Genomic DNA, 25,313 nt, shown 5'->3' on the forward strand with positions numbered 1-25,313 from the left:
TATATCCCTGTAAGTCCATGAATTGTTGTATTGTGGTTCTTCCATACATCTGGCTGGAGGGGATATCCCCAACATCAAATTTGAGTGTCCAGTCTGTGCAGGCAAAAAGTTTTATTTCACCACGTTTAGCCCGACGCACAGCCAACCTCACGGTGCGGTCTGTTCAGTTTGCGGAACCCGCCTCACCACCCATTCATGCCTCCCGAAACTCAAAAGACGACGGTGGCTAAAGCCAGCAGTTTGAAACAAGGCCTCCCGTAGAGGCCTTTTTCGTACCTGAGAGCTACTTCTGAATCAAATACCGTATGGTTGGCCCGTCCTGCTGGATATCCAGCACGGTATAGCCGTGGTTTTTGGCATCAATTGGAATGTTGTTGATGGACTGGGGGCAATCGCTCACCACTTCCAGAATTTCACCCTTTTTAAGCTGCGGTAACGCCTCGAGCGTGGCGACGGCCGGATAAGGACAGGGTTCACCCACCATATCGAGACGATAGTCAGGCACGATCTCTTTCATGCGGCATTCTCCTGAGTTTCAGTTTTGACGGTAGCCCGGCGGAAGAAGCGCTTCTCTTGTGCAACCACCAGCAAGAAGGCAACAAGCAGCAGGGCGTAGGTCACCATGAGCCCCCCGAGTGGACCAAAAGTATTCAGCAAATTGACCTTGTCCCAGTTGGTTGCCAGCACCGGAGAGACGTCATCCCAGTAGTACGCCAGGAGGGTTGAGCCAATCACGTTACCCAGACCAACCCACCAGTAATGCACCTGGCCTTCCACGGCGCGATACATCCAGCCGGTTTCGCACCCGCCCGCCAGCACGATGCCAAAACCAAACAGCAATCCGCCAATGACCGCATTAGGACCGGCCCACATGATTTTCGGCTCCACGCCAAGCTGCACATAGCTAAAGATGCCGATCGCGCTGACCGCCATACCGGCAATGATTGCCTTCGCCATCATCGTTCGTCCGGTGATCCACATATCGCGAAACGCGGAGGTAAAGCAGATCTGCGCGCGTTCAATCAGCAGGCCGAAACCGACGCCGAACAGCATTGCCAGACCGAGTTTTGGCTGATTCATCGCCGTGCACATCGCCCAGGCAACCATTCCAAAAAAGACCAGCATACCGAGGCGGAAGCGACGACGGGCCTGATCGGGCTTTTGAGTCAACGGAGAGGCAGCGCTCACTTTCGTCATTTTCACCGGAATGCGGAACAGCGGCAGCAGGGTGAACTTTGCCCCAAAGTATGAGCCGATGGCGGTGGCGACGGCAAAGAACCACGCATGCAGCGAGAACTGCGGAATACCGGTAAAAAACGCGGCAAGGTTACAACCCATCGCCAGGCGGGCGCCAAACCCGGCAATGATGCCGCCGACCACGGCCTGCATAATCCGGATGCGGCTTTTCGGCATGCGTAACTTAACGTTGTTGGCCCACAGCGCGGCCGCAAAACAGCCGCCGAACATGCCGATGATCATCATCCCGTCAACGCGGGTCAGCGGTGTGCCCTCAAGATGGATCAGCTTAAAGTAGCCCCACTCTTCGGCATGAACGCCCGCCAGCTGCAATAGCTGTCCACCCCAGCGGGTAAACTCGCCCGTAACGGCCCAGAAGGTGCCGGTAATACCGAAATAATAAGTAGAGAGAATGCCTGCCGCGATAACGGCCGGAACAGGAGACCAGAACTTAACCAGGTAAGTCTGCTTGAAGTAATGCCAGGACATGAATAACCTCTGAACTCAGAAGGATAACGCTAAAAAGAGTCCAGATCATACGCTTACGCGAAAGATTGGAAAGTCATTCACACCGAAAATATCGACAGGATCAATTTTGACAGGTTGCTCTCAGGGAGCAAGAGGGGAAAACCGCCTGGCGGGACCAGACGGTTGTAACGGTTATGCCCTGCGCGTGGCCGCCTTCATGGATGTGACGAACGTTTTCAGCTCAGCCAGCATCTGCTCAGGTTTATCCACGTTTTTCTCGATAATCTTAACGATAGCCGAACCGGAAATGGCCCCGGCGGCCTTCGCGTCAATGGCCGCAGTAACCTGATCCGGAGACGAAATCCCGAAGCCCTGAAGCGGTGGTGCGGCATGGTATTCTGCCAGCTTCTCCACCAGGTGATGCAGCGGCAGCGCGGCTTTGTTCTCCGCGCCGGTCACGCCCGCACGGGAGAGCAGGTAGGTGTACCCTCGTCCGTAAGAGGCAATCTGGCGCAACAGATCGTCATCGGCATTCGGCGGACAGATGAAAATCGGCGCGACGTTGTGGCGCATCGCCGCCTGACGGAACGGCGCGGACTCTTCAACGGGCACGTCAGCCACCAGCACGGAGTCGACACCCACGCGGGCGCACTCGGCGTAAAATGCATCAATACCGCGGCTGAAGACCAGGTTGGCGTACATCAGCAGGCCAATCGGGATGGTCGGGTGTTTCTGGCGGATCGCCGCCAGCATTTCAAAGCACTGGGTCGGCGTCACGCCTGCCGCAAAGGCGCGCAGGGTGGCGTTCTGGATGGTTGGGCCATCCGCCAGCGGATCGGAGAAGGGAATACCCAGCTCCAGCGCGTCGGCACCGGCTGCGATCAGGGTGTCAATAATCTTCAGCGACTGCTCGGGGCCGGGGTCGCCCAGCGTCACGAAGGGAACGAACGCGCCTTCCTGGCGGGATTTCAGTTCAGCAAATACGTTGTCATAGCGTTCCATCAAATTTCCCCTCGTGCTTTCAGAATATCGTGAACGGTAAAGATATCTTTATCCCCGCGGCCGGAAAGGTTCACCACCAGCAGCTGCTCTTTTTCCGGGTTTTCCTTCATCATTTTCAGCGCGTGTGCAAGGGCGTGGGAAGACTCCAGCGCCGGGATGATCCCTTCATTGCGGCACAGCGTTTTGAAGGCCTCCAGCGCTTCGTCATCGGTGATGGAGACGTAATCTGCGCGCCCCGTGCTGTTCAGGAAGGCGTGCTGTGGCCCAACGGACGGGAAATCCAGCCCGGCAGAAATCGAGTAAGACTCCTCAATCTGCCCTTCGTCGGTCTGCATCATCGGGGCTTTCATGCCGAAGTAGATCCCCACGCGACCATGCTTCAGCGGCGCGCCGTGCTCGCCCGTTTCAATGCCGTGACCGGCAGGTTCGACGCCAATCAGCCCAACGCGGGTTTCGTCGATAAAATCGGCAAACATGCCGATGGCGTTAGACCCGCCGCCGACGCAGGCAATCACCGCATCCGGCAGGCGACCCTCTTTTTCAAGGATCTGTGCTTTGGTCTCTTCACCGATCATGCGCTGGAATTCACGCACGATGGTCGGGAACGGGTGCGGACCCGCCGCTGTGCCGAGCATATAGTGGGCGGTTTCGTAACTGCCAGACCAGTCGCGCAGCGCTTCGTTACAGGCATCTTTCAGCGTGGCGGAGCCGCTGTGCACCGGGATCACCTCCGCGCCCATCAGACGCATACGGAACACGTTCGGCGACTGGCGCTCAACGTCTTTGGCACCCATATAGATGCGGCACTTCAGGCCAAGCAGGGCGCTGGCAAGAGCAGAGGCCACGCCGTGCTGGCCCGCACCGGTTTCAGCGATAATTTCGGTTTTACCCATGCGCTTAGCGAGCAGCGCCTGGCCCAGCACCTGGTTAGTTTTGTGCGCGCCGCCGTGCAGCAGGTCTTCACGCTTAAGGTACAGCGTGGTTTTAGTGCCTTCGGTCAGGTTACGGCATTTGGTCAGCGCCGTCGGACGGCCCGCGTAGTTTTTCAACAGGTCGGTAAACTCCGCCTGAAACGCCGGATCTTTTTGCGCGCTTACGAACGCTTCTTCCAGCTGGCGCAGCGCGGGCATCAGGATTTGTGGGACGTACATCCCACCGAACTCACCAAAATACGGGTTAAGTAATGTCGTCATCTTCTCTTCCTTAATATGCACGCAGAGTTTTGAATACCGATGCCAGCTTGCTGGCGTCTTTTATGCCCGGTTGGGACTCTACGCCTGAATTGAAATCGAGGCCGGCGCAGCCGGTTTTGGCCGCTTCCACACAGTTATCGGGGCTTAATCCCCCCGCCAGAAGGACATTGTCCAGCGCTTCTCCACGCAGCAGCGACCAGTTGAAGCGCTGCCCCGTACCGCCCTGACCGTTGTCGAGCACGTATTTATCAACATGATTCAGGTTACGCGCAGGCAGGGAGTCACCGACGCTCTGCGCTTTCCAGATTTGAACCTGAGGTGCCAGAACAAGACGCAGAGCATCGATATACGCCTGATCTTCGTCGCCATGCAGCTGAACCGCGCTCAGGGATAACGCGTCCGCTTTTGCCGCAATATCGGTGATATCCGCATTGCGGAATACGCCCACATAGCTGAGTGGAGCAGCCGCAATCACCTTGCGCGCCTGCTCTTCATTAACCGCGCGAGGAGAGGACTCAACAAGGATAAGCCCGCCATAGATGGCGCCCGCTTCATACGCGGCCTGCGCATCCTGTTCGCGGGTCAGGCCGCAGACTTTATTCTCACCCAACAGCACGCGGCGCACGGCAGCATTGAGATCGTCGTGTTCCATCATCGCGGAGCCGATCAGGAAACCGTTAGCAAAGTGGCTCAGCTCGCGCACCTGAGCGTAGCGGTTAATTCCGGATTCGCTGATCACCGTGACGCCCGCGCCCAGACGCGGCGCAAGCTGGCGCGTGCGGTCCAGGTCAATCGACAGGTCGCGCAGATCGCGGTTGTTAATGCCGACCACTTTCGCCTCCAGCGCGATGGCGCGCTCCAGCTCCTCTTCGTTGCTCACTTCGGTCAGGACGCCCATGTTCAGACTATGCGCGACGGCGGAGAGCTGGCGATACTGTTCGTCGTCCAGCACAGAGAGCATCAGCAGGCAGGCATCGGCCTGATAAAAACGCGCCAGCCAGATCTGATACGGGTCGATAATAAAGTCTTTACACAAAATCGGCTGTGGCGCGATGCCGCTGACGACGGGTAGAAAATCAAAGCTGCCCTGAAAATATTTTTCATCCGTCAGCACGGAGATGGCAGACGCATGATGCTTGTAGATACCGGCAATACGCGCCGGGTCGAAATCGTCACGGATCACACCCCTGGACGGAGACGCTTTTTTACACTCCAGAATAAACGCGGTGCGCGCGCCCCGGAGGGCATCATAGAAACGACGGCTGCTCGGCACGACGTCATTCTTGAAACTGGCAAGCGGCTGCTGTTGCTTGCGGGCTTCCACCCAGATGGCCTTATCGGCGACGATTTTCGCTAAAACGGTCTGCATTATTTACCCTCTTGCCGCAAGTGCGGTAACGCGATCGTAAGCTGCACCGGAGCGCAGTACGTCCAGAACTTTTTGGGCGTTGGCTTTCAGATCTTCCTCGCCATGTAAACGCATCAGCATGGCAACGTTGGCCGCCACGGCGGCCTCATGGGCAGCCTCACCTTTACCTTGTAATAAGCGCGTGAGAATGTCACGGTTTTCTTCCGGCGTACCGCCAGCCAGCGCATCCTGATGATACGGGGTCAACCCGAAGTCAGCGGCATCAAGCTGATAGTTCAGCACTTCACCGTTATTCAGTTCGGCCACCAGCGTGGGCGCATGCAGAGAAACCTCATCCATTCCGCCGCTATGTACCACGGCGGCACGTTTGTAACCCAGAACGCGCAGCGTCTCAGCAATCGGCAGCACCAGCTCCGGGCTGTAAACGCCAATCAGCGCCAGCGGCGGGTGTGCCGGATTAATGAGGGGACCAAGCACGTTAAACAGCGTGCGGGTTTTAAGCTGCTGGCGAACCGGCATCGCGTGGCGGAAACCGGTGTGGTACTTCGGCGCAAACAGGAAGCAGACGCCCAGGTCATCCAGCGCTTCACGGGAACGCTCGGCGTTCATGTCCAGGTTGATGCCGAAAGCGGCCAGCAGGTCGGACGATCCGGACCGGCTGGAGACGCTGCGGTTGCCGTGCTTGGCCACCTTCAGGCCGCATGCCGCCGCCACAAAGGCGCTGGCGGTCGAAATGTTGATGCTGTTGCTGCCGTCGCCACCGGTCCCGACGATATCCGCAAACTGATAGTCCGGACGCGGGAACGGGGCGGCATTTTCCAGCAGTGCGGTGGCCGCACCGGCAATCTCCTGCGGGCTTTCGCCGCGCACTTTCATGCTCACCAGCGCAGCGGCCAGCTGCTCAGGCTTCAGTTCGCCGCGCACGACGGCGGAGAAAAGCTGGTGGCTCTCCTGCTGGCTCAGGGTCTGGGCCTGATACAGTTTTTCCAGAATCGGTTGCAGGGTATTGGTCTGCTCCAGCTTTTGCAGCGCCCAGTCGAGCGTTTGCTCCAGCAGGCGCGCGCCGTTGGACGTCAGGATAGATTCCGGGTGGAACTGCATCCCGCAGACGCGATCCGCATCGTGACGCACCGCCATCACCATTCCTTCAAACGAGGCGTTGATGGTCAGCCCGGCCGGAATATTGCTCCCGACAAGCGAGTGGTAACGCGCCACCGGAAGCGGGTTCGGCAGACCGGCAAACATCGCCTGACCGTCATGTTCAATGCTCGACGCTTTACCATGCAGGATCTCGCCCGCCTGGCCGACGTAACCGCCGTAGGCTTCCACGATTGCCTGGTGGCCGAGGCAGATACCGATAATCGGCAGCTTGCCGCGCATGCGTGTCAACAGCTCAGGCATACAGCCCGCTTCGCTCGGCGCGCCTGGGCCCGGGGAGAGCATCAGCACCGGGTTTTGCATGGTCGCCAGACGGTCAATCAGCGTCTGGGCCGGAACGTGGTTGCGATAGATAACAACGTTATGACCATTCGCTCGCAGCTGATCTGCCAGGTTGTAGGTAAAGGAGTCAATATTATCGAGCAGCAGAATGTCAGCCATCAGAAAATCTCCTGTGCATGGTGTGCGGTAGCAATGGCGCGCAATACCGCGCGAGCTTTACTGCGGGTTTCGTCAGCTTCAGACTGCGGAACAGAATCAAGAACAATCCCGGCCCCGGCCTGGACGGTAGCAATGCCGTCCTCAACGTAGGCGGAGCGGATCACAATGCAGGTATCCAGATCGCCGTGAGCGGTGAAATAGCCTACCGCACCACCGTAGCTGCCGCGACGGCGTCCTTCCGCTTCGGCAATCAGCTGCATGGCGCGCACCTTCGGCGCGCCGCTCAGAGTGCCCATATTCATGCAGGCGCGATAGGCGTGCAGAACGTCAAGGTCGTGGCGCAGCTCACCGACCACGCGCGAAACCAGGTGCATGACGAAGGAGTAGCGGTCAACTTTGGTCAGATCCGCCACGTAACGGCTGCCCGGCGTGCAAATTCGCGCCAGATCGTTTCGCGCCAGGTCGACCAGCATCAGGTGTTCGGACAGCTCTTTGTGGTCAGTACGCATTTCCAGTTCGATGCGGCTGTCGAGATCGCGGTCCAGGGAGCCATCGGCACGACGGCCGCGTGGACGGGTGCCCGCAATCGGGTAGATCTCAATCTGTCGGCTGGTGGCGTCGTACTTCAGGGAGCTTTCCGGCGACGCGCCAAACAGCGTGAAATCATTGTCCTGCATAAAGAACATGTACGGGCTTGGGTTGCTCTTTTTCAGCACATCGTAAGCCGCCAGCGGCGACGGGCAGGGCAGTGAGAAGCGACGGGACGGCACCACCTGGAAAATTTCCCCGGCGCGAATCGCTTTTTGCATCTGACGTACCACCGCGCCGTATTGATCGTCGGTCTGACTTACTTCGCAGGTCATCTCCTCAATGCGCTGCACCGGCAGCGCGGGCGGTGCTTCCGACATCTGCTGTTGCAGTTGTGCGATGCGCTGCTCAAGGCGGTTTTTCTCAGATCCCGACGGGGTGAACAGGCTGGCCTGGATGCGGGTATATTTTTTCTGATGGTCGATCACCAGCAGGGTTTCGGCCAGGTAGAAGCAGTAATCCGGGCAGCGGTTACCCTGCTCGGTTTCCGGTAAATCTTCAAAGCCGGCTACCAGGTCGTAAGCAAACAGCCCGCCAAAGAACATCGCTTCGCGCTCATCTTCCGGCACGGTAACCAGATTTTGCAGCAGGCGGAAGGCATCGAAAACGGACAGCGAGCAGAGGCGGGCATCTTCATCCAGCAGCTGGCTCACCGGCGGGAAATGCAGAATACGCAGGTCCGGGTGACGTTCATTTTCAATGCCTGAAGGCAGCGCCGCGTCCAGCAGCGGCAGCAGCGACGCGCCATTGTCAGACAACGCCCTGATGGTGACGGTGTCACCTAACGCGGTAATGCGCAGCGCGCTGTCAACCAGCAGCAGGCTTTTGAGGTCGTCCTTGCTGTCGATATCCGCAGACTCCAGCAGCAGCGTCGCGGGGCGTGCGCCGCACACCTGATGAAACAGCGCGGTAGGGTTATGGCGATAGGCCGCCTCGCAGGTCAGCAGTTCGAGGTGTGGTTTGGCTGTTTGCATGTTGTTGTTCTCATATTTTGTTCAAAAAAAAGCCCGCTGGGTAGCGGGCGGGTATCTGTTTGCATTTCGCAGACGCGTGACACTGCCCGAAGATCAGGAAGTACGCCACCAACCGTGCAGAGCGAAATGTGCTGTCATTTTCAGATACCTTTCTCGTGTGAACTTGCGTACTAGTTAACTAGTTCGATGGCGTGTTGTCAACCCCTGATTTCAGTATTTCACGGTAAGTCGGTATCATAGGGGCTTCGGATGTCTCCAGACTGTTATGGGAAGTGCTTTGAGCGATACCACCTACGCCGTAATTTATGATTTACACAGCCACACGCAGGCTTCAGATGGCCTGCTGACGCCCGAAGCTCTGGTCCATCGCGCCGTTGAAATGCGTGTCGGCACGCTGGCAATAACCGATCACGATACAACCGACGCCATCCCCGCCGCGCGTGCGGAGATTGCCCGCAGCGGACTGGCGCTAAATCTCATACCCGGGGTTGAGATCTCCACGCTCTGGGAAAACCACGAAATTCATATTGTTGGCCTGAACATCGATCCAGAACATCCGGCAATGCGTGCTTTTTTGCAAGAACAAAAAGCACGCCGCAATCAACGTGCGGAGATGATAGGCGAACGTCTTGAGAAGGCGCATATTCCCGGTGCGCTGGAAGGCGCGCGAAAGCTCGCGAACGGCGGGGCGGTAACGCGTGGCCATTTCGCCCGTTTTCTGGTTGAAACCGGTAAGGCGACGACCATGGCGAATGTTTTTAAAAAGTATCTGGCGCGCGGGAAAACCGGATACGTTCCCCCCCAGTGGTGTACAATAAAACAAGCTATTGATGTCATTCATCATTCTGGTGGTAAGGCCGTACTGGCCCATCCGGGGCGGTATAATCTTTCTGCTAAATGGCTGAAAAGGCTGCTGGCGCACTTTGCCGAATGCGGCGGTGAGGCGATGGAAGTTGCCCAGTGTCAGCAGGCTCCCAATGAGCGTTCGCAGCTTGCGACCTACGCCCGCCAGTTTGGCCTGCTTGGGTCACAGGGTTCAGATTTCCATCAGCCCTGCGCATGGATTGAACTGGGGCGCAAGCTCTGGTTACCCGCGGGCGTTGAGCCTGTCTGGCAGCTCTGGGAACAGCCTCAGCAAATTGAAGAGAGGGAAGTATGAGTCAGTTTTTCTATATCCATCCGGATAACCCGCAGCCACGCCTGATTAATCAGGCTGTGGAAATCGTCCGCAAAGGCGGCGTAATTGTCTACCCAACCGATTCCGGCTACGCGCTGGGCTGTAAAATCGAAGACAAAGGGGCGATGGAGCGCATCTGTCGCATCCGTCAGCTGCCGGACGGCCACAATTTTACCCTGATGTGTCGCGACCTCTCCGAGCTGTCAACCTACGCGTACGTCGACAACGTGGCATTTCGTCTGATCAAAAACAACACGCCGGGTAATTACACGTTCATCCTGAAAGGCACGAAAGAGGTGCCGCGCCGGCTGTTGCAGGAAAAACGCAAAACCATCGGGATGCGCGTGCCGTCTAACCCGATCGCCCAGGCGCTGCTGGAAACCCTCGGCGAGCCGATGCTCTCCACATCGCTGATGCTGCCGGGCAGTGAATTTACCGAGTCCGACCCGGAAGAGATCAAAGATCGTCTGGAGAAGGTGGTGGAGCTGATTATTCACGGCGGCTATCTCGGCCAGCAGCCGACTACCGTGGTGGATCTCACTGAAGATGCGCCAGAAGTCATCCGTGAAGGCGTGGGCGATGTTAAGCCTTTCTTGTAAGGGTGTAAGCAGATATACTACGCGGCCATCAAAGCAGGGCGTTGCCCTGTTTTTGACCTGATTCGACGCCTGTGAAGGCGACACCTGAGGAAGCTCAATGAGCGAGAAGTTACAGAAAGTGCTGGCGCGCGCCGGCCACGGTTCGCGCCGTGAAATCGAAGCCATTATTGAAGCAGGCCGCGTGAGCGTGGACGGCAAAATTGCCACGCTCGGCGACCGCGTAGAAATCGTACCGGGGCTGAAGATCCGCATTGACGGCCATCTTATCTCCGTGAAAGAGTCTGCTGAACAGATCTGTCGCGTACTGGCTTACTACAAGCCGGAAGGCGAACTGTGTACCCGCAACGACCCGGAAGGCCGCCCGACGGTGTTTGACCGTCTGCCAAAACTGCGTGGCGCCCGCTGGATTGCCGTGGGGCGTCTGGACGTGAACACCTGCGGCCTGCTGCTGTTCACCACTGATGGTGAACTGGCAAACCGCCTGATGCACCCGAGTCGTGAAGTGGAGCGTGAATACGCCGTGCGCGTCTTCGGCCAGGTTGATGAGAACAAATTGCGCGATCTGTCGCGTGGCGTTCAGCTTGAAGACGGCCCTGCGGCGTTCAAAACCATCAAGTTTACCGGTGGTGAAGGCATTAACCAGTGGTACAACGTAACCCTGACAGAAGGACGTAACCGCGAGGTTCGTCGTCTGTGGGAAGCAGTAGGCGTGCAGGTGAGCCGACTGATTCGCGTCCGTTATGGCGACATTCTGCTGCCTAAGGGCCTGCCACGCGGTGGGTATACCGAACTGGATCTGACCCAGACCAACTACCTGCGCGATTTGGTTGGCCTGACGCCAGAAACCACCTCGAAAGTGGCGGTGGAAAAAGATCGTCGTCGCATGAAGGCAAATCAGATCCGCCGTGCGGTGAAGCGTCACAGCCAGGTCAGCAGCAATCGCCGCTCTGGCAGCCGCAATAACAACGGCTAATCGAAAAGCCCGGTAAAGATACCGGGCTTTTTTCTTTAGTAATCAATCCCTATTTGCGCTTTGATACCCGCATCGAACGCATGCTTAACCGGACGCAGCTCGCTTACGGTATCTGCCAGCTCCAGAATATCCCGATGACACCCGCGCCCCGTGACGATCGCCGTCTGGTGAGCAGGGCGATTCCTGAGCGCCTCCAGCACGGCTTCCAGCGGCAGGTAGTCATAGGCCACCATATAGGTGATCTCATCCAGCAACACCATATTCAGCGTCGGGTCAGAGAGCATTCTTTTGGCATGTTCCCAGACGGCGAGGCAGGCTGCGGTATCCGTTTCCCGGTTTTGGGTATCCCAGGTGAAACCGGTCGCCATAACCTGGAACTCAACGCCATGCGGTTCGAGTAGATTACGCTCGCCGTTGGGCCATTCCCCCTTGATAAACTGGATCACGCCCACTTTCTGCCCATGCCCGACGGCGCGGGTGGCGGTACCAAAGGCGGCTGTGGTTTTGCCTTTGCCGTTACCGGTGAACACGATGAGGATCCCGCGTTCGTCCTGGGCGGCGGCCACACGTGCGTCAACCTGTTCTTTCAGACGCTGCTGGCGCTGCTGATGGCGATCTTCACTCATTGCGATATCCCCGGTTTGCGGCCTGGCTGGGCATCGAAGGTCATCCCGGTTTTGCGACGGCTGTCGTCACCCATCAGCCACAGGTAAAGGGGCATGATATCGGCCGGGGTTTTAAGCTTCTGCGGATCTTCTGTGGGGAACGCGCTGGCGCGCATTTTGGTGCGCGTACCGCCAGGGTTAATGCAGTTAACCCGCAAATGGCGGTTTTGATACTCTTCAGCCAGCACCTGCATCATTCCTTCGGTGGCAAATTTTGAGGCTGCGTAAGCCCCCCAGTTAGCACGGCCCTGACGACCTACGCTGGAAGAGGTAAACACCAGCGAGCCGGAATCTGATTTGAGTAATAAAGGAAGCAAGGCCTGGGTCAGGAAAAATGTCCCGTTGACGTTAACCTGCATCACCTGCTGCCAAATCTCCGGATCCTGTTCATCCATCGGGCGCACTTCGCCGAGTAATCCCGCGTTGTGCAGCACGCCGTCCAGACGTGGATAATGCGTGCTGATGCGCTGGGCAAGGGCCTGACATGACGCTGGCGTGCAGGTCAGCAGATCGAGCGTATACCAGGGCGTGGGCGTACCGCCGGCGTCTTCGATTTCACGGGCAACGGATGTTAGCTTTTTTTCATTACGTCCCAGCAGAATAAGGCTCGCACCGTATTCAGAATAGGTCAGTGCCGCTTCGCGACCAATCCCGTCGCTGGCACCGGTAACCAGAATGATGCGGTTCTGTAGAAGGTTTTTTTGTGGCTGATAATGCACGGTGGCTCCTCAGGCGCATTGAGCGTGACTTGCACCTTTATTTATGACTTTTCGGCTTTATGCCCGAAACAGCGTCAGAATTCAATCAGTCTACAGGACAGAACGCTGGGAAATTAACAATTTGCAAAGATTTAAACCAGAACAGGGGGATTCCTGAAGCCGCCTCGCAGAGGTAATGTCCAGAGCGAGACGCCCGCGCAGGGCTGTTGTACACTGGCGTGAAAGATTCGTGGTTAAATCAAGGTGGACGCGTGGAATTACTTTCTCAATATGGGTTGTTTTTGGCGAAAATCGCGACGGTGGTTATTGCTATCGCGGTGATTGCCGCTCTGATTGTCAACCTGACGCAGCGTAAGCGTCAGCGTGGTGAGTTACGCATTACCCGCCTGAGCGAGCAGTATAAAGAGATGCAGGAGGAGATGTCTCTGGCGCTGCTTGACGATCATCAACAGAAGCTGTGGCTAAAAGCCCAGAAGAAAAAACATAAGCAGGAAGCCAAAGCGGCGAAGGCGAAAGCAAAGCTCGCCGCGCCGCAGGCTGATGCAAAGCCGCGCGTTTATGTGCTCGATTTTAAAGGCAGCATGGACGCGCATGAAGTCTCCTCTTTGCGCGAAGAAGTGACGGCGGTACTGGCCGTGGCGACACCGCAGGATCAGGTTGTAGTACGCCTTGAAAGCCCTGGCGGCGTAGTGCATGGGTATGGACTGGCGGCGTCGCAGTTACAGCGTCTGCGTGATAAACAGATCCCGCTCACCGTAGCGGTAGATAAAGTCGCGGCGAGCGGCGGTTACATGATGGCGTGCGTGGCGGATAAAATCGTTGCAGCACCTTTTTCAATTATCGGCTCGATTGGGGTGGTCGCGCAGATCCCTAACTTCAATCGTTTCCTGAAAAACAAAGAGATCGATATCGAACTGCATACGGCGGGTCAGTACAAACGTACGCTCACGCTGCTCGGCGAGAACACCGAAGAGGGACGGCAGAAGTTCCGGGAAGATCTGAACGAAACCCATCATCTGTTCAAAGATTTCGTGCACCGCATGCGCCCAACGCTGGACATTGAGCAGGTGGCTACGGGTGAACATTGGTACGGCACGCAGGCGCAGGAGAAAGGGCTGGTGGATGAAGTGGGCACCAGCGACGATCTCCTGATAAACCTGATGGAAGGCCGTGAGCTGGTAGGGGTGCGCTTTACCCGTCGTAAGCGTCTCCTCGACCGTTTTACCAGTAGTGCGGCAGAAAGCGCGGATCGCCTGCTGCTGCGCTGGTTGCAGCGCGGACAAAAGCCGTTGCTGTAAAGAAAAATGCGAGGCATATGCCTCGCGTTTTTACTTTTAATCGACCAGGTGATATTTCTCTGAGAGGGCATGCGCCAGGTATTTGAACATGTTAAATACGGCGGTGCTTTTCGGGGTTGGCAACCCCTGTTCATCAAGGAAATATTCACCGCTGAACACCAGCACGCCATTACGCTGTTCCACGCCAGTCGCTTCAATCCCCGCCAGGGTGTCTTCATGGTCGCGAATGAGTTTGTTTGCTTCGATAAGCAGAGAAGCTCGGTCAATGGGTTGGGTCGTTTTCTGCATATTCCACTCCTTAAACAGTGACAATAGTCTACGCCTGGGTCGCTTCAGGGGCAAATTTTCCCTGTTATCCGAGGGGATAAGGAAAGGGGATTGGCTGGCGGGAATTGCTTTTGCATGCTAATAAAGTTGCGTAACGAATTTTATCAGGTACAGTGTGCGCTTTCGTCATTCTGGCAACAGAATTGCTTGACATTCGACCGGGAATTCGTCACGAATGAACTTTGATGTGAGAAAAATACCCGAAAACTCAATGACCTGGATGTCGCCATTCTGACGTTCGGTAAGACATAGGGGTTGATATCCCCTGACGACGTCGCAATATCAATGGCTCGTCGTCAGCGGAAGGGAAATCAACGTGCGGCGTATTCCTGGAAGAATTAAATTAGGTAAAGGTGAATATGGGTAAAGCTCTCGTCATCGTTGAGTCCCCGGCAAAAGCCAAAACGATCAATAAATATCTGGGCAATGACTACGTGGTTAAGTCCAGCGTTGGTCACATTCGCGATTTGCCGACCAGTGGCTCAGCCAGCAAAAAGAGCGCAGACTCTACCTCCACCAAAGGGGCTAAAAAGCCTAAAAAGGATGAACGTAGCGCGCTTGTCAACCGCATGGGTGTTAACCCATGGCATAACTGGGATGCACAATACGAAGTGCTGCCAGGCAAAGAAAAAGTTGTTAACGAGCTGAAGCAGCTTGCTGAAAAAGCAGACCACATTTATCTCGCAACCGACCTTGACCGCGAAGGGGAGGCCATCGCATGGCACCTGCGGGAAGTGATCGGGGGTGATGACAAACGCTACAGTCGCGTAGTGTTTAACGAAATTACAAAGAATGCGATTCGTCAGGCGTTTGAAAAGCCGGGTGAACTGAATATCGACCGCGTCAACGCTCAGCAGGCGCGTCGCTTTATGGACCGCGTTGTAGGCTACATGGTCTCGCCGCTGTTGTGGAAAAAGGTCGCTCGCGGCCTGTCTGCGGGGCGCGTGCAGTCCGTGGCCGTTCGTCTGGTTGTTGAGCGCGAACGCGAAATCAAAGCGTTCGTCCCGGAAGAGTTCTGGGAAGTGGATGCCAACGTCACCACGCCGGGCGGCGATGCGCTGCCGTTGCAGGTGAGCCACCACAACGACAAACCGTTCCGTCCTGAAAATCGCGACCAGACCATGGCCGCCGTGGCGCTGCTGGAAAAAGCGCGTTATCAGGTTCTGGATCGTGAAGACAAACCGACCAGCAGCAAGCCTGGCGCACCGTTTATCACGTCAACGCTCCAGCAGGCGGCAAGCACGCGTCTGGGTTACGGCGTTAAGAAAACCATGATGATGGCCCAGCGTCTGTATGAAGCGGGTTACATTACCTACATGCGTACTGACTCCACCAACCTGAGTCAGGATGCTGTCAGCATGGTGCGCGGCTATATCGAGGATAACTTCGGTAAGAAATACCTGCCGGACAGTCCTAATCAGTACGCCAGCAAAGAGAACTCTCAGGAAGCGCACGAAGCGATTCGTCCTTCAGACGTTTCCGTCCTGGCCGAATCACTGAAGGATATGGAAGCGGACGCGCAGAAGCTGTATCAGCTGATCTGGCGCCAGTTTGTGGCCTGTCAGATGACGCCAGCGAAATACGACTCCACCACGCTGACCGTTGGTGCGGGTGATTTCCGCCTGAAAGCGCGTGGTCGTATCCTGCGCTTCGACGGCTGGACAAAAGTGATGCCTGCGCTGCGCAAAGGTGATGAAGACAGAACGCTGCCTTCCGTGAACAAAGGGGACGAGCTGTCGCTGGTCGATCTGGTCCCGGCTCAGCACTTCACCAAGCCGCCTGCGCGTTTCAGCGAAGCATCGCTGGTAAAAGAGCTGGAAAAACGCGGCATCGGTCGCCCGTCTACCTATGCGTCAATCATTTCGACCATTCAGGATCGTGGATACGTTCGCGTTGAGAACCGTCGTTTCTATGCTGAAAAAATGGGAGAGATTGTCACCGACCGCCTGGAAGCTAACTTCCGTGAGCTGATGAACTATGACTTCACCGCGCAAATGGAAGACAGCCTCGATGAGGTTGCCAGCCATAAGGCGGAGTGGAAGAAAGTTCTCGACAGCTTCTTCAGCGATTTTACCAGCCAGCTTGAGAAAGCAGAGAAAGATCCTGAAGAGGGCGGCATGCTGCCTAACCAGATGGTTCTGACCAGCATCGACTGCCCAACCTGTGGCCGTAAAATGGGAATTCGTACCGCAACAACGGGCGTATTCCTCGGTTGTTCTGGTTATGCACTTTCTCCGAAAGAGCGCTGCAAAACCACCATCAACCTCGTGCCGGAGAACGAAGTTCTCAACGTGCTGGAAGGGGACGATGCGGAAACCAACGCGCTGCGCGCCAAACGCCGCTGTAAGAAATGCGGCACGGCGATGGACAGCTATCTGATCGATCCGAAACGTAAGCTGCACGTTTGCGGTAATAACCCGACCTGCGACGGTTATGAGATTGAAGAAGGCGAGTTCCGCATTAAGGGCTATGACGGTCCGGTCGTGGAGTGCGAGAAATGTGGTTCCGAAATGCACCTGAAAATGGGACGCTTCGGTAAGTACATGGCATGTACCAACGACGACTGTAAAAACACGCGTAAGATCCTGCGTAACGGTGAAGTTGCGCCGCCGAAGGAAGATCCGGTTCCGCTTCCGGAGCTGCCGTGCGAGAAGTCAGAAGCCTATTTCGTACTGCGTGACGGCGCAGCCGGGGTGTTCCTGGCCGCTAACACCTTCCCGAAATCGCGCGAGACCCGTGCGCCGCTGGTCGAAGAGCTGTACCGCTTCCGCGACCGTCTGCCGGAGAAACTGCGTTACCTGGCCGATGCGCCACAGCAGGATCCGGAAGGCAACAAAACCGTGGTGCGTTTCAGCCGTAAAACGAAGCAGCAGTACGTGGCAGCAGAAAAAGAGGGTAAAGCGACCGGATGGTCAGCCTTCTTTGTCGACGGTAAATGGGTTGAAGGCAAAAAATAATCTTCTCTTATCGTAACTTACCTGTGAAAGGGCCGGATCTCCGGCCCTTTTTTATTACCTCGTTATTATTTTTTGTTCCGTACTATACAGCCTGGCTATAAATGATATAGTGGTTATAGTTAACCCGTTTCTTATTATTAAATCGTCTTAAGCGATTGTCGCGTGCGTTAAATCGGATGGTCTGGCATGAAATTACAGCAGCTTCGCTATATTGTTGAGGTCGTTAATCACAACCTCAACGTCTCTTCCACCGCAGAAGGCCTTTATACCTCGCAGCCCGGTATCAGTAAGCAGGTGCGTATGCTGGAGGATGAGCTGGGTATTCAGATATTTGCCCGCAGCGGTAAGCACCTGACGCAGGTCACGCCGGCAGGACAGGAAATTATCCGCATCGCGCGGGAGGTGCTTTCCAAAGTTGATGCCATTAAATCCGTTGCAGGGGAACACACCTGGCCGGATAAAGGCTCACTGTATATTGCCACCACGCACACCCAGGCGCGTTACGCGCTTCCCGGGGTGATTAAAGGTTTTATTGAACGCTATCCCCGCGTTTCCCTGCATATGCATCAGGGCTCGCCGACACAAATTGCCGAGGCCGTGTCCAAAGGTAATGCCGATTTTGCCATCGCGACGGAAGCCCTTCATCTGTACGATGACCTGGTTATGCTGCCGTGCTACCACTGGAACCGCTCCATTGTCGTGACCCCGGACCATCCGCTGGCGGGGAAGGGCGAAGTGACAATAGAAGAGCTGGCGCAATACCCGCTGGTGACCTATACGTTCGGTTTTACGGGCCGTTCTGAGCTGGATACCGCTTTTAATCGCGCTGGATTAACGCCACGGATTGTCTTCACCGCGACGGACGCGGACGTCATAAAAACCTACGTGCGTCTGGGCCTGGGCGTGGGGGTTATTGCCAGCATGGCGGTGGATCCTGTCTCAGACCCGGATCTGGTGCGTCTGGATGCGCATGATATCTTCAGCCACAGCACCACCAAGATTGGTTTTCGTCGTAGCACGTTCCTGCGCAGCTATATGTATGATTTTATTCAACGCTTCGCGCCCCATTTAACGCGTGACGTGGTAGATACGGCCGTAGCGTTACGCTCCAACGAAGATATTGAAGAGATGTTTAAAGACATCAAACTTCCCGCCAAATAATCACATCCGGTATCTTTCTCTTGCGGAAAGATACCGCCATTCCCCTTTAAGCTAAATTAGAATTAACCTCATTTGCGACGACTGTCATATATCGTCATAACCCATTTGATGATTAGGGTTTTACTGTCGCAAATTTGCGACAAAAGTAGAAACTAATTTACAGGTGTGCAAATTATTCTTTTCAATTATTTATTTCTGGTCAAAAGATTGAATTTTTCCCAGGCCCAGATGCGTAAATTCACTGGCTTTTCGGCTAAAGTTTCTTTAGGATTTATCTCATCAGATGATTACTTGTGCCAATTGTTTGGTCTATAAATGATAAGCGATGTCGATTGTATGAGGTTAGCAATGCCGTCAGGAAGTGAAGAACCGCAAAGGGATCCCGCGCTTAAGCGTAAAGCCTGGCTGGCGGTCTTTCTTGGCTCTGCCCTGTTCTGGGTGGTGGTTGCTCTCCTTGTCTGGAAATTCTGGGGTTGAATATGGTCATGACGGTGCGTGCGGCAGTGCGAAAAGAGATATGTCAGCTTCGTGACAATGCTCACAAAGCGCGTAAGGTGCCAGCAACCAGCGTGCCAGCTTCCTGGAAACTGACGCCACAGCAGCGGGCCTTTATTGATGTGTTCGCGGAAGACGAGCCCAAAAAACAATAATTTTGCTTTTTGCGTAATGATGCAAATAGTCTGAATAAAGACTGTGCGCTTTTGTACTCTTTAATAAATACACATCGGCAATATAGATCGAGGACAGACCTCGGAACCTCAAATAATTAAAGACTGGTGTCCCTATGACGAATAACATGACAACCGTAAAATACTGGTCATGGCTCGGCGTATTCTCAGCGTCGATCCTCTTCTGGTGTCAGCTTATCTGGCTGGCTCTCCACTAAATCGTAAAACCTCGCCACGGCGGGGTTTTTTGTTTTATGCCTCGCGTTGGACCATTCTGAAATTTATCAATTTGGGTTGTTATCAAAACGTTACGACATCTTTGTGTTATCTTTAATTACAGCCCTGATGATTGTCAGGACATCCCTGTTTTTAAGGAGGAGCTTATGTCGTTAACCCTACGCGAAGCCAGTAAGGACACGTTACAGGCGGAAAATAAAACCTGGCACTTCTACAGCTTACCGCTGGCTGCCAGGACGCTTGGGGACATTTCGCGGTTGCCCAAGTCGTTGAAAGTCTTACTGGAAAACCTCTTACGCTGGCAGGATGGCGACTCGGTTACCGAGGAGGATATCCAGGCTCTGGCAGGGTGGCTGAAGAATGCACATGCAGACAGAGAAATTGCCTATCGCCCGGCCAGGGTGCTGATGCAGGACTTCACCGGCGTGCCTGCGGTTGTGGATTTGGCCGCCATGCGTGAAGCCGTCAAACGTCTCGGGGGCGATACCGCTAAGGTTAATCCACTCTCCCCGGTAGACCTCGTCATCGACCACTCCGTCACCGTCGACCACTTCGGTGACGACGATGCTTTCGGCGAAAACGTCCGTCTGGAAATGGAACGTAACCATGAACGCTACGTATTCCTTAAATGGGGTCAGCAGGCGTTCAGCCGCTTCAGCGTCGTTCCTCCGGGCACCGGAATTTGCCACCAGGTGAACCTGGAATATCTTGGTAAAGCCGTCTGGAGCGAATTGCAGGATAAAGAGTGGGTTGCGTACCCGGATACTCTGGTGGGCACTGACTCTCACACAACTATGATTAACGGCCTTGGGGTTCTGGGCTGGGGCGTGGGCGGTATCGAAGCGGAAGCGGCCATGCTTGGCCAGCCGGTATCGATGCTCATTCCCGATGTGGTGGGCTTTAAGCTCACCGGTAAGCTGTCTGAAGGCATTACCGCCACGGATCTGGTCCTGACGGTTACACAGATGCTGCGTAAGCATGGCGTGGTAGGTAAATTCGTTGAATTTTATGGTGATGGCCTGGATTCTCTGCCGTTGGCGGACCGCGCGACCATCGCTAATATGGCTCCGGAATATGGTGCAACCTGCGGCTTTTTCCCGATTGATAGCGTAACGCTTGAGTACATGCGTCTGAGCGGTCGCAGCGAGGAGCAGGTTGCCCTCGTCGAGGCTTACACTAAAGCGCAGGGCATGTGGCGTAACCCGGGCGACGAGCCGGTATTTACCAGTACGCTGGAGCTGGATATGGGCACCGTTGAGGCAAGCCTCGCAGGGCCGAAACGTCCTCAGGACCGCGTCGCGCTGAGCAACGTACCGAAAGCTTTTGCCGCCAGCAATGAGCTGGAGGTCAATGCCGCGCAAAAAGATCACCGTCCGGTGGACTACGTGCTCAACGGGCATCAGTATCAGCTCCCTGACGGCGCCGTGGTAATCGCCGCCATTACCTCCTGTACCAACACGTCCAACCCGAGCGTGCTAATGGCCGCCGGGCTGCTGGCGAAAAAGGCGGTCGAGCTGGGGCTCAAGCCACAGCCGTGGGTGAAAGCGTCTCTGGCGCCGGGCTCGAAAGTGGTGTCTGATTATCTGGCGCAGGCCAGACTCACGCCTTATCTCGACGAGCTGGGCTTTAACCTGGTGGGCTATGGCTGTACCACCTGTATCGGTAACTCGGGTCCACTTCCTGAACCTATTGAAGTGGCGATCAAGCAGGGGGATTTGACCGTTGGCGCAGTGCTTTCCGGTAACCGAAACTTTGAAGGACGTATTCATCCGCTGGTGAAGACCAACTGGCTGGCCTCGCCGCCGCTGGTTGTGGCTTACGCTCTGGCCGGAAACATGAACATTAACCTGGCGACCGATCCGATTGGTCACGATCGCAAGAATGAACCGGTCTATCTGAAAGACATCTGGCCATCATCGCGTGAAATTGCGCGTGCGGTCGAGAAAGTCTCCACCGAGATGTTCCGCAAAGAGTATGCGGAAGTGTTCGAAGGGACGCCGGAGTGGAAAACGATCGACGTAGTGGGTTCCGATACCTATGACTGGCAGGATGATTCCACCTATATCCGCCTGTCGCCATTCTTCGATGAGATGCTGGCAGAGCCCGCACCGCTGAAGGATATTCAGGGTGCGCGGATCCTGGCGATGCTGGGGGATTCCGTCACGACTGACCATATCTCCCCGGCGGGAAGCATCAAGGCGGATAGCCCTGCGGGACGTTATCTGCAAAGCCGCGGCGTGGAGCGACGTGATTTTAACTCCTACGGCTCGCGTCGCGGTAACCACGAAGTGATGATGCGCGGGACCTTTGCCAACATCCGCATTCGTAATGAGATGGTGCCGGGTGTGGAAGGGGGCATGACGCGCCACCTGCCGGATACGGAGGTCATTTCAATTTATGACGCTGCCGTGAAGTATCAGCAGGAGGGGACACCGCTGGCCGTGATTGCCGGGAAAGAGTACGGCTCCGGCTCCAGCCGCGACTGGGCTGCGAAAGGTCCGCGTCTGCTGGGGGTTCGCGTGGTCATTGCCGAATCCTTTGAGCGTATTCACCGTTCAAACCTGATCGGGATGGGGATCCTGCCGCTCGAGTTTCCACAGGGCGTGACGCGTAAAACGCTGGGGCTGACCGGGGAAGAGCAGATTGATATCAGCGGTCTGCAAAATCTGCAACCGGGTAAAACGGTGCCCGTGAAGTTAACGCGCGCAGACGGTCGAACGGAGGTGCTGGAGTGCCGGTGTCGCATTGATACGGCAACAGAACTGACCTATTACCAGAACGACGGCATTTTGCATTATGTGATTCGTAAGATGCTGGACTGATAAAACTCGCCCGGCAGACGTGCCGGGCGTTTTGCGATTACTCGCTCAGCAGATGGCCCATTTTGGCGGCTTTGGTATCGAGGTAGTGCGCGTTTTTCGGGTTGCGGCCAACAATCAGCGGCACGCGTTCGACGATGTTGATGCCCGCTTCAGTAAGGATCTCTACTTTTTTTGGGTTGTTGGTCAACAGACGCACTTCGTCCACGCCCAGCAGCTTGAACATATCTGCGCACAGTGTGAAATCGCGCTCGTCAGCAGCAAAGCCGAGCTGATGATTGGCTTCGACGGTATCGTAGCCCTGATCCTGCAACGCATAGGCGCGGATTTTATTCAGCAGCCCGATATTGCGTCCTTCCTGGCGGTGATACAGCAGTACGCCACGACCTTCCTCTGCGATATGAGAAAGGGCGGCTTCGAGCTGGAAACCGCAGTCACAGCGCAGGCTGAACAGCGCGTCACCGGTCAGACACTCTGAATGAACGCGAGACAGTACCGGCGTCTGCCCTGAAATGTCACCGTATACGAGCGCGACGTGATCTTGTCCGGTTGCCAGTTCTTCAAAACCCACCATCAGGAAATCGCCCCATGGGGTTGGCAGTTTGGCTTCTGCCACACGTTTAAGCTGCATGTGATTCTCCAGAGGAGGCTGACACGTTTCGTGTCTGTGCCCCATTTTGCTTTCTGTATTCGACTATTTTGCCACAAGCCCGGCAACTTCACCTAATCACCACCACGCTATACGAACGTTAAACGCACGATCCGACATCTCCACCAGAATGATGAAATTCAGTTATGATTGTGGTGCTTAGTCAAAAAGGAGAGGACATGCTTTCAATTGCCAGACGTACGGCCGCCGGGGCCGCCGTATTGCTAGTTATACCCCTTGTCGTTTGGTTCTCCGGCTGGATGTGGCAGCCTGGATATAACGAGACGTGGCTGAAAGCCTTATACTGGATAACCGAAACGGTTACCCAGCCGTGGGGGATTATTACGCATGTGCTGCTCTGTGCATGGTTTCTGTGGTGCCTGCGCTTTCGCCTTCGCGCGGCGCTGGTGCTGTTTGCCATTCTCGGTGGCGCCATTCTTGTGGGGCAGGGTGTGAAGTCATGGGTGAAGGATCGCGTGCAGGAGCCCCGTCCCTTTGTTGTCTGGCTGGAAAAAACGCACCATATTCCGGTAGATGAGTTCTACACTTTAAAGCGTAAGGATCGCGGGGCGCTTGTGAAAGAACAGCTTGCGGAACAGCAGGATATCCCGGCCTTTTTACGCAAACACTGGCAAAAAGAGACCGGCTTTGCCTTTCCTTCCGGTCATACAATGTTTGCTGCCAGCTGGGCGTTACTCGGCGTGGGGCTTCTGTGGCCGCGTCGGCGTACCCTCACGATTGCGATTTTGCTTGTCTGGGCAACAGGCGTAATGGGCAGCCGAATGCTGCTCGGGATGCACTGGCCGCGTGATTTGGTGGTGGCAACGCTGATCTCGTGGATTCTGGTGACGCTGGCGACCTGGCTTGCACAACGTTTTTGTGGGCCACTGACGCCGCCGCCGCAAGAGGAGCAAGAAATAGCCGAAAGGGAGTCTGGCGGAACCTGAAGGTTGATATTCCGCAATTTGACCATAAATCCATGAAGGGCGCGTCACTTTTTCCATTTCGCGCCCGCCACTAAAATGGTAGCTTATAAGGCTGATTGCAGTGAGTTGAACACGCTTTATACGCTCGAACCACATAACGGGAAGTCATGTGAAATATTTACTCATTTTCTTACTGGTACTGGCGATTTTTGTCATTTCAGTCACATTGGGCGCGCAAAACGATCAACAGGTCAGTTTCAACTATCTGCTGGCGCAGGGCGAGTACCGGGTGTCGAGCCTGCTGGCCGTGTTATTCGCAGCGGGTTTTGTCATTGGCTGGCTCGTATGCGGCCTGTTCTGGCTTAAGGTTCGTGTTTCTCTTGTTCGCGCTGAACGTAAAATTAAACGACTTGAACATCAACTTACGCCTGCGACTGACATTCCGGCGAGCTCTGGTGTGCCGGTAGTCAAGGAATAATCGAATATGCTGGAGTTGTTGTTTCTGCTTTTGCCTGTCGCCGCAGCCTATGGCTGGTATATGGGCCGCAGAAGCGCGCAACAAACAAAACAGGATGAAGCAAACCGCCTCTCCCGTGACTACGTTGCGGGGGTGAACTTCCTGCTGAGCAATCAGCAGGATAAAGCGGTCGATCTGTTCCTCGACATGCTCAAAGAGGATACCGGCACCGTAGAGGCGCATCTCACCCTGGGAAACCTGTTCCGCTCGCGCGGAGAGGTTGACCGTGCCATCCGTATCCACCAGACCCTGATGGAAAGCGCGTCGTTGACCTATGAGCAACGGTTGCTGGCCGTGCAGCAGTTGGGCAGAGATTACATGGCGGCGGGGCTTTACGATCGCGCTGAAGACATGTTCTCCCAGCTGGTGGATGAGACCGATTTCCGTATCGGTGCGCTTCAGCAGCTTCTGCAAATCTACCAGGCTACCAGCGACTGGCAAAAAGCGATTGATACCGCTGAACGGCTGGTCAAACTCGGCAAGGACAAACAGCGCGTCGAGATTGCCCACTTTTACTGCGAGCTGGCCCTTCAGCAAATGGGTAGCGATGACATGGATAAGGCCATGGCATTGCTAAAGAAAGGCGCCGCGGCCGATCGCAATAGCGCCCGCATCTCGATCATGATGGGGCGGGTCTTTATGGCAAACGGTGATTACGCCAAAGCGGTGGAAAGCCTGCTTCGCGTTATCGATCAGGACAAAGAGCTGGTCAGCGAAACGCTGGAAATGCTGCAAACCTGCTATCAGCAGTTAGGTAAGCAGGATGAATGGGTTGCGTTTTTGCGCCGCTGCGTTGAAGAGAACACCGGGGCTACCGCCGAGCTGATGCTGTCCGACGTCGTCGAACAGCACGAAGGGAGTGATACCGCCCAGGTGTATATTACCCGTCAGTTGCAGCGCCATCCGACGATGCGCGTCTTCCACAAGCTGATGGATTACCACCTCAACGATGCAGAAGAAGGGCGCGCTAAAGAGAGCCTGATGGTGCTGCGAGACATGGTGGGCGAGCAGGTGCGGAGTAAACCGCGCTATCGCTGCCAGAAATGTGGCTTCACCGCTTACTCGCTCTACTGGCATTGCCCTTCTTGCCGTGCGTGGTCCACCATTAAGCCAATCCGTGGTCTGGACGGGCAGTGATTTTTTAAAAGACCCCATTTTAGTTACAACATACTAATGGTTGTATCCATGCCGT

Annotated in this window: 25 protein-coding genes and 1 other annotated feature; of the genes, 13 read left to right on the plus strand and 12 right to left on the minus strand. The window is 55.6% G+C overall.

Annotated features, from left to right (window positions below; translation table 11 throughout):
- Positions 1 to 283: 283 nt before the first annotated feature.
- The 8 genes from yedF to trpL form a co-directional block, all read right to left on the minus strand.
- Entirely contained in the window at positions 284 to 517 is a 234-nt protein-coding gene (yedF, locus tag A3466_RS21465) for a sulfurtransferase-like selenium metabolism protein YedF (RefSeq protein ID WP_063452261.1), read from the minus strand.
- Positions 514 to 1,725, minus strand: a complete 1,212-nt coding sequence (gene yedE, locus A3466_RS21470; protein ID WP_063452262.1) for a selenium metabolism membrane protein YedE/FdhT — start codon at positions 1,723 to 1,725, stop codon at positions 514 to 516. The genes yedF and yedE overlap by 4 nt, the downstream gene beginning before the upstream one ends.
- Positions 1,726 to 1,896: 171 nt before the next feature.
- Complete coding sequence (gene trpA, locus A3466_RS21475) at positions 1,897 to 2,706, minus strand: tryptophan synthase subunit alpha (RefSeq protein ID WP_063452263.1); 810 nt, start codon at positions 2,704 to 2,706, stop codon at positions 1,897 to 1,899.
- Positions 2,706 to 3,899: a tryptophan synthase subunit beta gene (gene trpB, locus A3466_RS21480; RefSeq protein ID WP_063452264.1), complete on the minus strand. Its 1,194-nt coding sequence runs from the start codon at positions 3,897 to 3,899 to the stop codon at positions 2,706 to 2,708. The genes trpA and trpB overlap by 1 nt, the downstream gene beginning before the upstream one ends.
- A gap of 10 nt (positions 3,900 to 3,909) precedes the next feature.
- Complete coding sequence (gene trpCF, locus A3466_RS21485) at positions 3,910 to 5,268, minus strand: bifunctional indole-3-glycerol-phosphate synthase TrpC/phosphoribosylanthranilate isomerase TrpF (protein WP_063452265.1); 1,359 nt, start codon at positions 5,266 to 5,268, stop codon at positions 3,910 to 3,912.
- 3 nt (positions 5,269 to 5,271) lie between these two features.
- Positions 5,272 to 6,867: a bifunctional anthranilate synthase glutamate amidotransferase component TrpG/anthranilate phosphoribosyltransferase TrpD gene (gene trpD / locus A3466_RS21490; protein ID WP_063452266.1), complete on the minus strand. Its 1,596-nt coding sequence runs from the start codon at positions 6,865 to 6,867 to the stop codon at positions 5,272 to 5,274.
- Positions 6,867 to 8,429, minus strand: coding sequence for an anthranilate synthase component 1 (locus A3466_RS22940; RefSeq protein ID WP_063452267.1), 1,563 nt, complete (start codon positions 8,427 to 8,429; stop codon positions 6,867 to 6,869). The genes trpD and A3466_RS22940 overlap by 1 nt, the downstream gene beginning before the upstream one ends.
- A 23-nt stretch (positions 8,430 to 8,452) precedes the next feature.
- Positions 8,453 to 8,546, minus strand: a sequence feature (Trp leader region).
- The gene (gene trpL, locus A3466_RS23280) at positions 8,523 to 8,567 is read right to left on the minus strand and encodes a trp operon leader peptide (protein WP_071524153.1); all 45 of its coding nucleotides are present in this window, start codon (positions 8,565 to 8,567) and stop codon (positions 8,523 to 8,525) included. It overlaps the preceding feature by 24 nt.
- Before the next feature lie 127 nt (positions 8,568 to 8,694).
- Here trpL and rnm point away from each other — a divergent pair, with 127 nt between their 5' ends.
- The 3 genes from rnm to rluB all read left to right on the plus strand — a co-directional run bounded on the left by rnm (position 8,695) and on the right by rluB (position 11,178).
- Positions 8,695 to 9,588 carry an RNase RNM gene (gene rnm, locus A3466_RS21500; protein ID WP_063452268.1) on the plus strand — a complete coding sequence of 298 codons (894 nt, stop codon included), beginning with the start codon at positions 8,695 to 8,697 and terminating at the stop codon, positions 9,586 to 9,588.
- Positions 9,585 to 10,205: an L-threonylcarbamoyladenylate synthase gene (locus A3466_RS21505; RefSeq protein WP_003856793.1), complete on the plus strand. Its 621-nt coding sequence runs from the start codon at positions 9,585 to 9,587 to the stop codon at positions 10,203 to 10,205. Before rnm ends, A3466_RS21505 begins: the two co-directional genes overlap by 4 nt.
- Before the next feature lie 97 nt (positions 10,206 to 10,302).
- A complete protein-coding gene (gene rluB / locus A3466_RS21510; protein ID WP_003856794.1) occupies positions 10,303 to 11,178 on the plus strand; it encodes a 23S rRNA pseudouridine(2605) synthase RluB in 876 nt (291 codons plus the stop codon).
- Between the two features lie 35 nt (positions 11,179 to 11,213).
- On the opposite strand, the gene cobO is transcribed toward rluB, so the two are convergent.
- A complete protein-coding gene (gene cobO, locus A3466_RS21515) occupies positions 11,214 to 11,804 on the minus strand; it encodes a cob(I)yrinic acid a,c-diamide adenosyltransferase (protein ID WP_063452269.1) in 591 nt (196 codons plus the stop codon).
- Positions 11,801 to 12,562: a YciK family oxidoreductase gene (locus A3466_RS21520; protein ID WP_063452270.1), complete on the minus strand. Its 762-nt coding sequence runs from the start codon at positions 12,560 to 12,562 to the stop codon at positions 11,801 to 11,803. Before A3466_RS21520 ends, cobO begins: the two co-directional genes overlap by 4 nt.
- A 251-nt stretch (positions 12,563 to 12,813) precedes the next feature.
- Here A3466_RS21520 and sohB point away from each other — a divergent pair, with 251 nt between their 5' ends.
- Positions 12,814 to 13,860, plus strand: coding sequence for a protease SohB (gene sohB / locus A3466_RS21525; RefSeq protein WP_063452271.1), 1,047 nt, complete (start codon positions 12,814 to 12,816; stop codon positions 13,858 to 13,860).
- A 36-nt stretch (positions 13,861 to 13,896) separates the two neighbouring features.
- On the opposite strand, the gene A3466_RS21530 is transcribed toward sohB, so the two are convergent.
- Positions 13,897 to 14,148, minus strand: coding sequence for a YciN family protein (locus tag A3466_RS21530; RefSeq protein ID WP_063452272.1), 252 nt, complete (start codon positions 14,146 to 14,148; stop codon positions 13,897 to 13,899).
- Between the two features lie 398 nt (positions 14,149 to 14,546).
- Between A3466_RS21530 and topA the strand changes: the two genes are divergently transcribed.
- The 6 genes from topA to acnA all read left to right on the plus strand — a co-directional run bounded on the left by topA (position 14,547) and on the right by acnA (position 22,032).
- On the plus strand, positions 14,547 to 17,144 hold the full coding sequence (topA, locus tag A3466_RS21535; protein ID WP_063452273.1) for a type I DNA topoisomerase: 2,598 nt from the start codon (positions 14,547 to 14,549) through the stop codon (positions 17,142 to 17,144).
- A gap of 186 nt (positions 17,145 to 17,330) precedes the next feature.
- On the plus strand, positions 17,331 to 18,305 hold the full coding sequence (gene cysB, locus A3466_RS21540) for an HTH-type transcriptional regulator CysB (protein WP_006810844.1): 975 nt from the start codon (positions 17,331 to 17,333) through the stop codon (positions 18,303 to 18,305).
- A gap of 336 nt (positions 18,306 to 18,641) precedes the next feature.
- Positions 18,642 to 18,782, plus strand: coding sequence for a YmiA family putative membrane protein (locus A3466_RS21545; protein ID WP_216636322.1), 141 nt, complete (start codon positions 18,642 to 18,644; stop codon positions 18,780 to 18,782).
- Positions 18,783 to 18,784: 2 nt separating this feature from the next.
- On the plus strand, positions 18,785 to 18,955 hold the full coding sequence (locus A3466_RS23495) for a hypothetical protein (RefSeq protein WP_063452275.1): 171 nt from the start codon (positions 18,785 to 18,787) through the stop codon (positions 18,953 to 18,955).
- Between the two features lie 134 nt (positions 18,956 to 19,089).
- Complete coding sequence (gene ymiC, locus A3466_RS23765) at positions 19,090 to 19,191, plus strand: small membrane protein YmiC (protein WP_063452276.1); 102 nt, start codon at positions 19,090 to 19,092, stop codon at positions 19,189 to 19,191.
- Positions 19,192 to 19,356: 165 nt separating this feature from the next.
- Positions 19,357 to 22,032 carry an aconitate hydratase AcnA gene (acnA, locus tag A3466_RS21560; RefSeq protein WP_063452277.1) on the plus strand — a complete coding sequence of 892 codons (2,676 nt, stop codon included), beginning with the start codon at positions 19,357 to 19,359 and terminating at the stop codon, positions 22,030 to 22,032.
- Positions 22,033 to 22,069: 37 nt separating this feature from the next.
- Here the strand turns inward: acnA and ribA are convergent, their stop codons facing one another.
- Positions 22,070 to 22,660 (minus strand): GTP cyclohydrolase II, encoded by a 591-nt coding sequence (ribA, locus tag A3466_RS21565; RefSeq protein WP_013096372.1) that lies wholly within the window; start codon positions 22,658 to 22,660, stop codon positions 22,070 to 22,072.
- 197 nt (positions 22,661 to 22,857) lie between these two features.
- Between ribA and pgpB the strand changes: the two genes are divergently transcribed.
- The 3 genes from pgpB to lapB all read left to right on the plus strand — a co-directional run bounded on the left by pgpB (position 22,858) and on the right by lapB (position 25,258).
- The gene (gene pgpB / locus A3466_RS21570) at positions 22,858 to 23,625 is read left to right on the plus strand and encodes a phosphatidylglycerophosphatase B (protein ID WP_063452278.1); all 768 of its coding nucleotides are present in this window, start codon (positions 22,858 to 22,860) and stop codon (positions 23,623 to 23,625) included.
- A gap of 148 nt (positions 23,626 to 23,773) precedes the next feature.
- On the plus strand, positions 23,774 to 24,082 hold the full coding sequence (locus tag A3466_RS21575; RefSeq protein ID WP_006810839.1) for a LapA family protein: 309 nt from the start codon (positions 23,774 to 23,776) through the stop codon (positions 24,080 to 24,082).
- 6 nt (positions 24,083 to 24,088) lie between these two features.
- Positions 24,089 to 25,258 carry a lipopolysaccharide assembly protein LapB gene (lapB, locus tag A3466_RS21580; RefSeq protein WP_063452279.1) on the plus strand — a complete coding sequence of 390 codons (1,170 nt, stop codon included), beginning with the start codon at positions 24,089 to 24,091 and terminating at the stop codon, positions 25,256 to 25,258.
- Positions 25,259 to 25,313 lie beyond the last annotated feature (55 nt).

The organism is Enterobacter genomosp. S (assembly GCF_001631805.1).
GTDB classification, from domain to species: domain Bacteria; phylum Pseudomonadota; class Gammaproteobacteria; order Enterobacterales; family Enterobacteriaceae; genus Enterobacter; species Enterobacter quasihormaechei.

Coding starts and splice junctions, on each gene's coding strand:
- A3466_RS21505 (WP_003856793.1), top strand. CDS start 9,585: ATGAGTCAGTTTTTCTATATCCATCCGGATAACCCGCAGCCACGCCTG.
- trpCF (WP_063452265.1), bottom strand. CDS start 5,268: ATGCAGACCGTTTTAGCGAAAATCGTCGCCGATAAGGCCATCTGGGTG.
- cobO (WP_063452269.1), bottom strand. CDS start 11,804: ATGAGTGAAGATCGCCATCAGCAGCGCCAGCAGCGTCTGAAAGAACAG.
- pgpB (WP_063452278.1), top strand. CDS start 22,858: ATGCTTTCAATTGCCAGACGTACGGCCGCCGGGGCCGCCGTATTGCTA.
- yedF (WP_063452261.1), bottom strand. CDS start 517: ATGAAAGAGATCGTGCCTGACTATCGTCTCGATATGGTGGGTGAACCC.
- A3466_RS23495 (WP_063452275.1), top strand. CDS start 18,785: ATGGTCATGACGGTGCGTGCGGCAGTGCGAAAAGAGATATGTCAGCTT.
- rnm (WP_063452268.1), top strand. CDS start 8,695: ATGGGAAGTGCTTTGAGCGATACCACCTACGCCGTAATTTATGATTTA.
- rluB (WP_003856794.1), top strand. CDS start 10,303: ATGAGCGAGAAGTTACAGAAAGTGCTGGCGCGCGCCGGCCACGGTTCG.
- acnA (WP_063452277.1), top strand. CDS start 19,357: ATGTCGTTAACCCTACGCGAAGCCAGTAAGGACACGTTACAGGCGGAA.
- yedE (WP_063452262.1), bottom strand. CDS start 1,725: ATGTCCTGGCATTACTTCAAGCAGACTTACCTGGTTAAGTTCTGGTCT.
- ymiC (WP_063452276.1), top strand. CDS start 19,090: ATGACGAATAACATGACAACCGTAAAATACTGGTCATGGCTCGGCGTA.
- trpB (WP_063452264.1), bottom strand. CDS start 3,899: ATGACGACATTACTTAACCCGTATTTTGGTGAGTTCGGTGGGATGTAC.
- ribA (WP_013096372.1), bottom strand. CDS start 22,660: ATGCAGCTTAAACGTGTGGCAGAAGCCAAACTGCCAACCCCATGGGGC.
- trpA (WP_063452263.1), bottom strand. CDS start 2,706: ATGGAACGCTATGACAACGTATTTGCTGAACTGAAATCCCGCCAGGAA.
- lapB (WP_063452279.1), top strand. CDS start 24,089: ATGCTGGAGTTGTTGTTTCTGCTTTTGCCTGTCGCCGCAGCCTATGGC.
- trpD (WP_063452266.1), bottom strand. CDS start 6,867: ATGGCTGACATTCTGCTGCTCGATAATATTGACTCCTTTACCTACAAC.
- A3466_RS22940 (WP_063452267.1), bottom strand. CDS start 8,429: ATGCAAACAGCCAAACCACACCTCGAACTGCTGACCTGCGAGGCGGCC.
- topA (WP_063452273.1), top strand. CDS start 14,547: ATGGGTAAAGCTCTCGTCATCGTTGAGTCCCCGGCAAAAGCCAAAACG.
- A3466_RS21545 (WP_216636322.1), top strand. CDS start 18,642: ATGAGGTTAGCAATGCCGTCAGGAAGTGAAGAACCGCAAAGGGATCCC.
- cysB (WP_006810844.1), top strand. CDS start 17,331: ATGAAATTACAGCAGCTTCGCTATATTGTTGAGGTCGTTAATCACAAC.
- A3466_RS21530 (WP_063452272.1), bottom strand. CDS start 14,148: ATGCAGAAAACGACCCAACCCATTGACCGAGCTTCTCTGCTTATCGAA.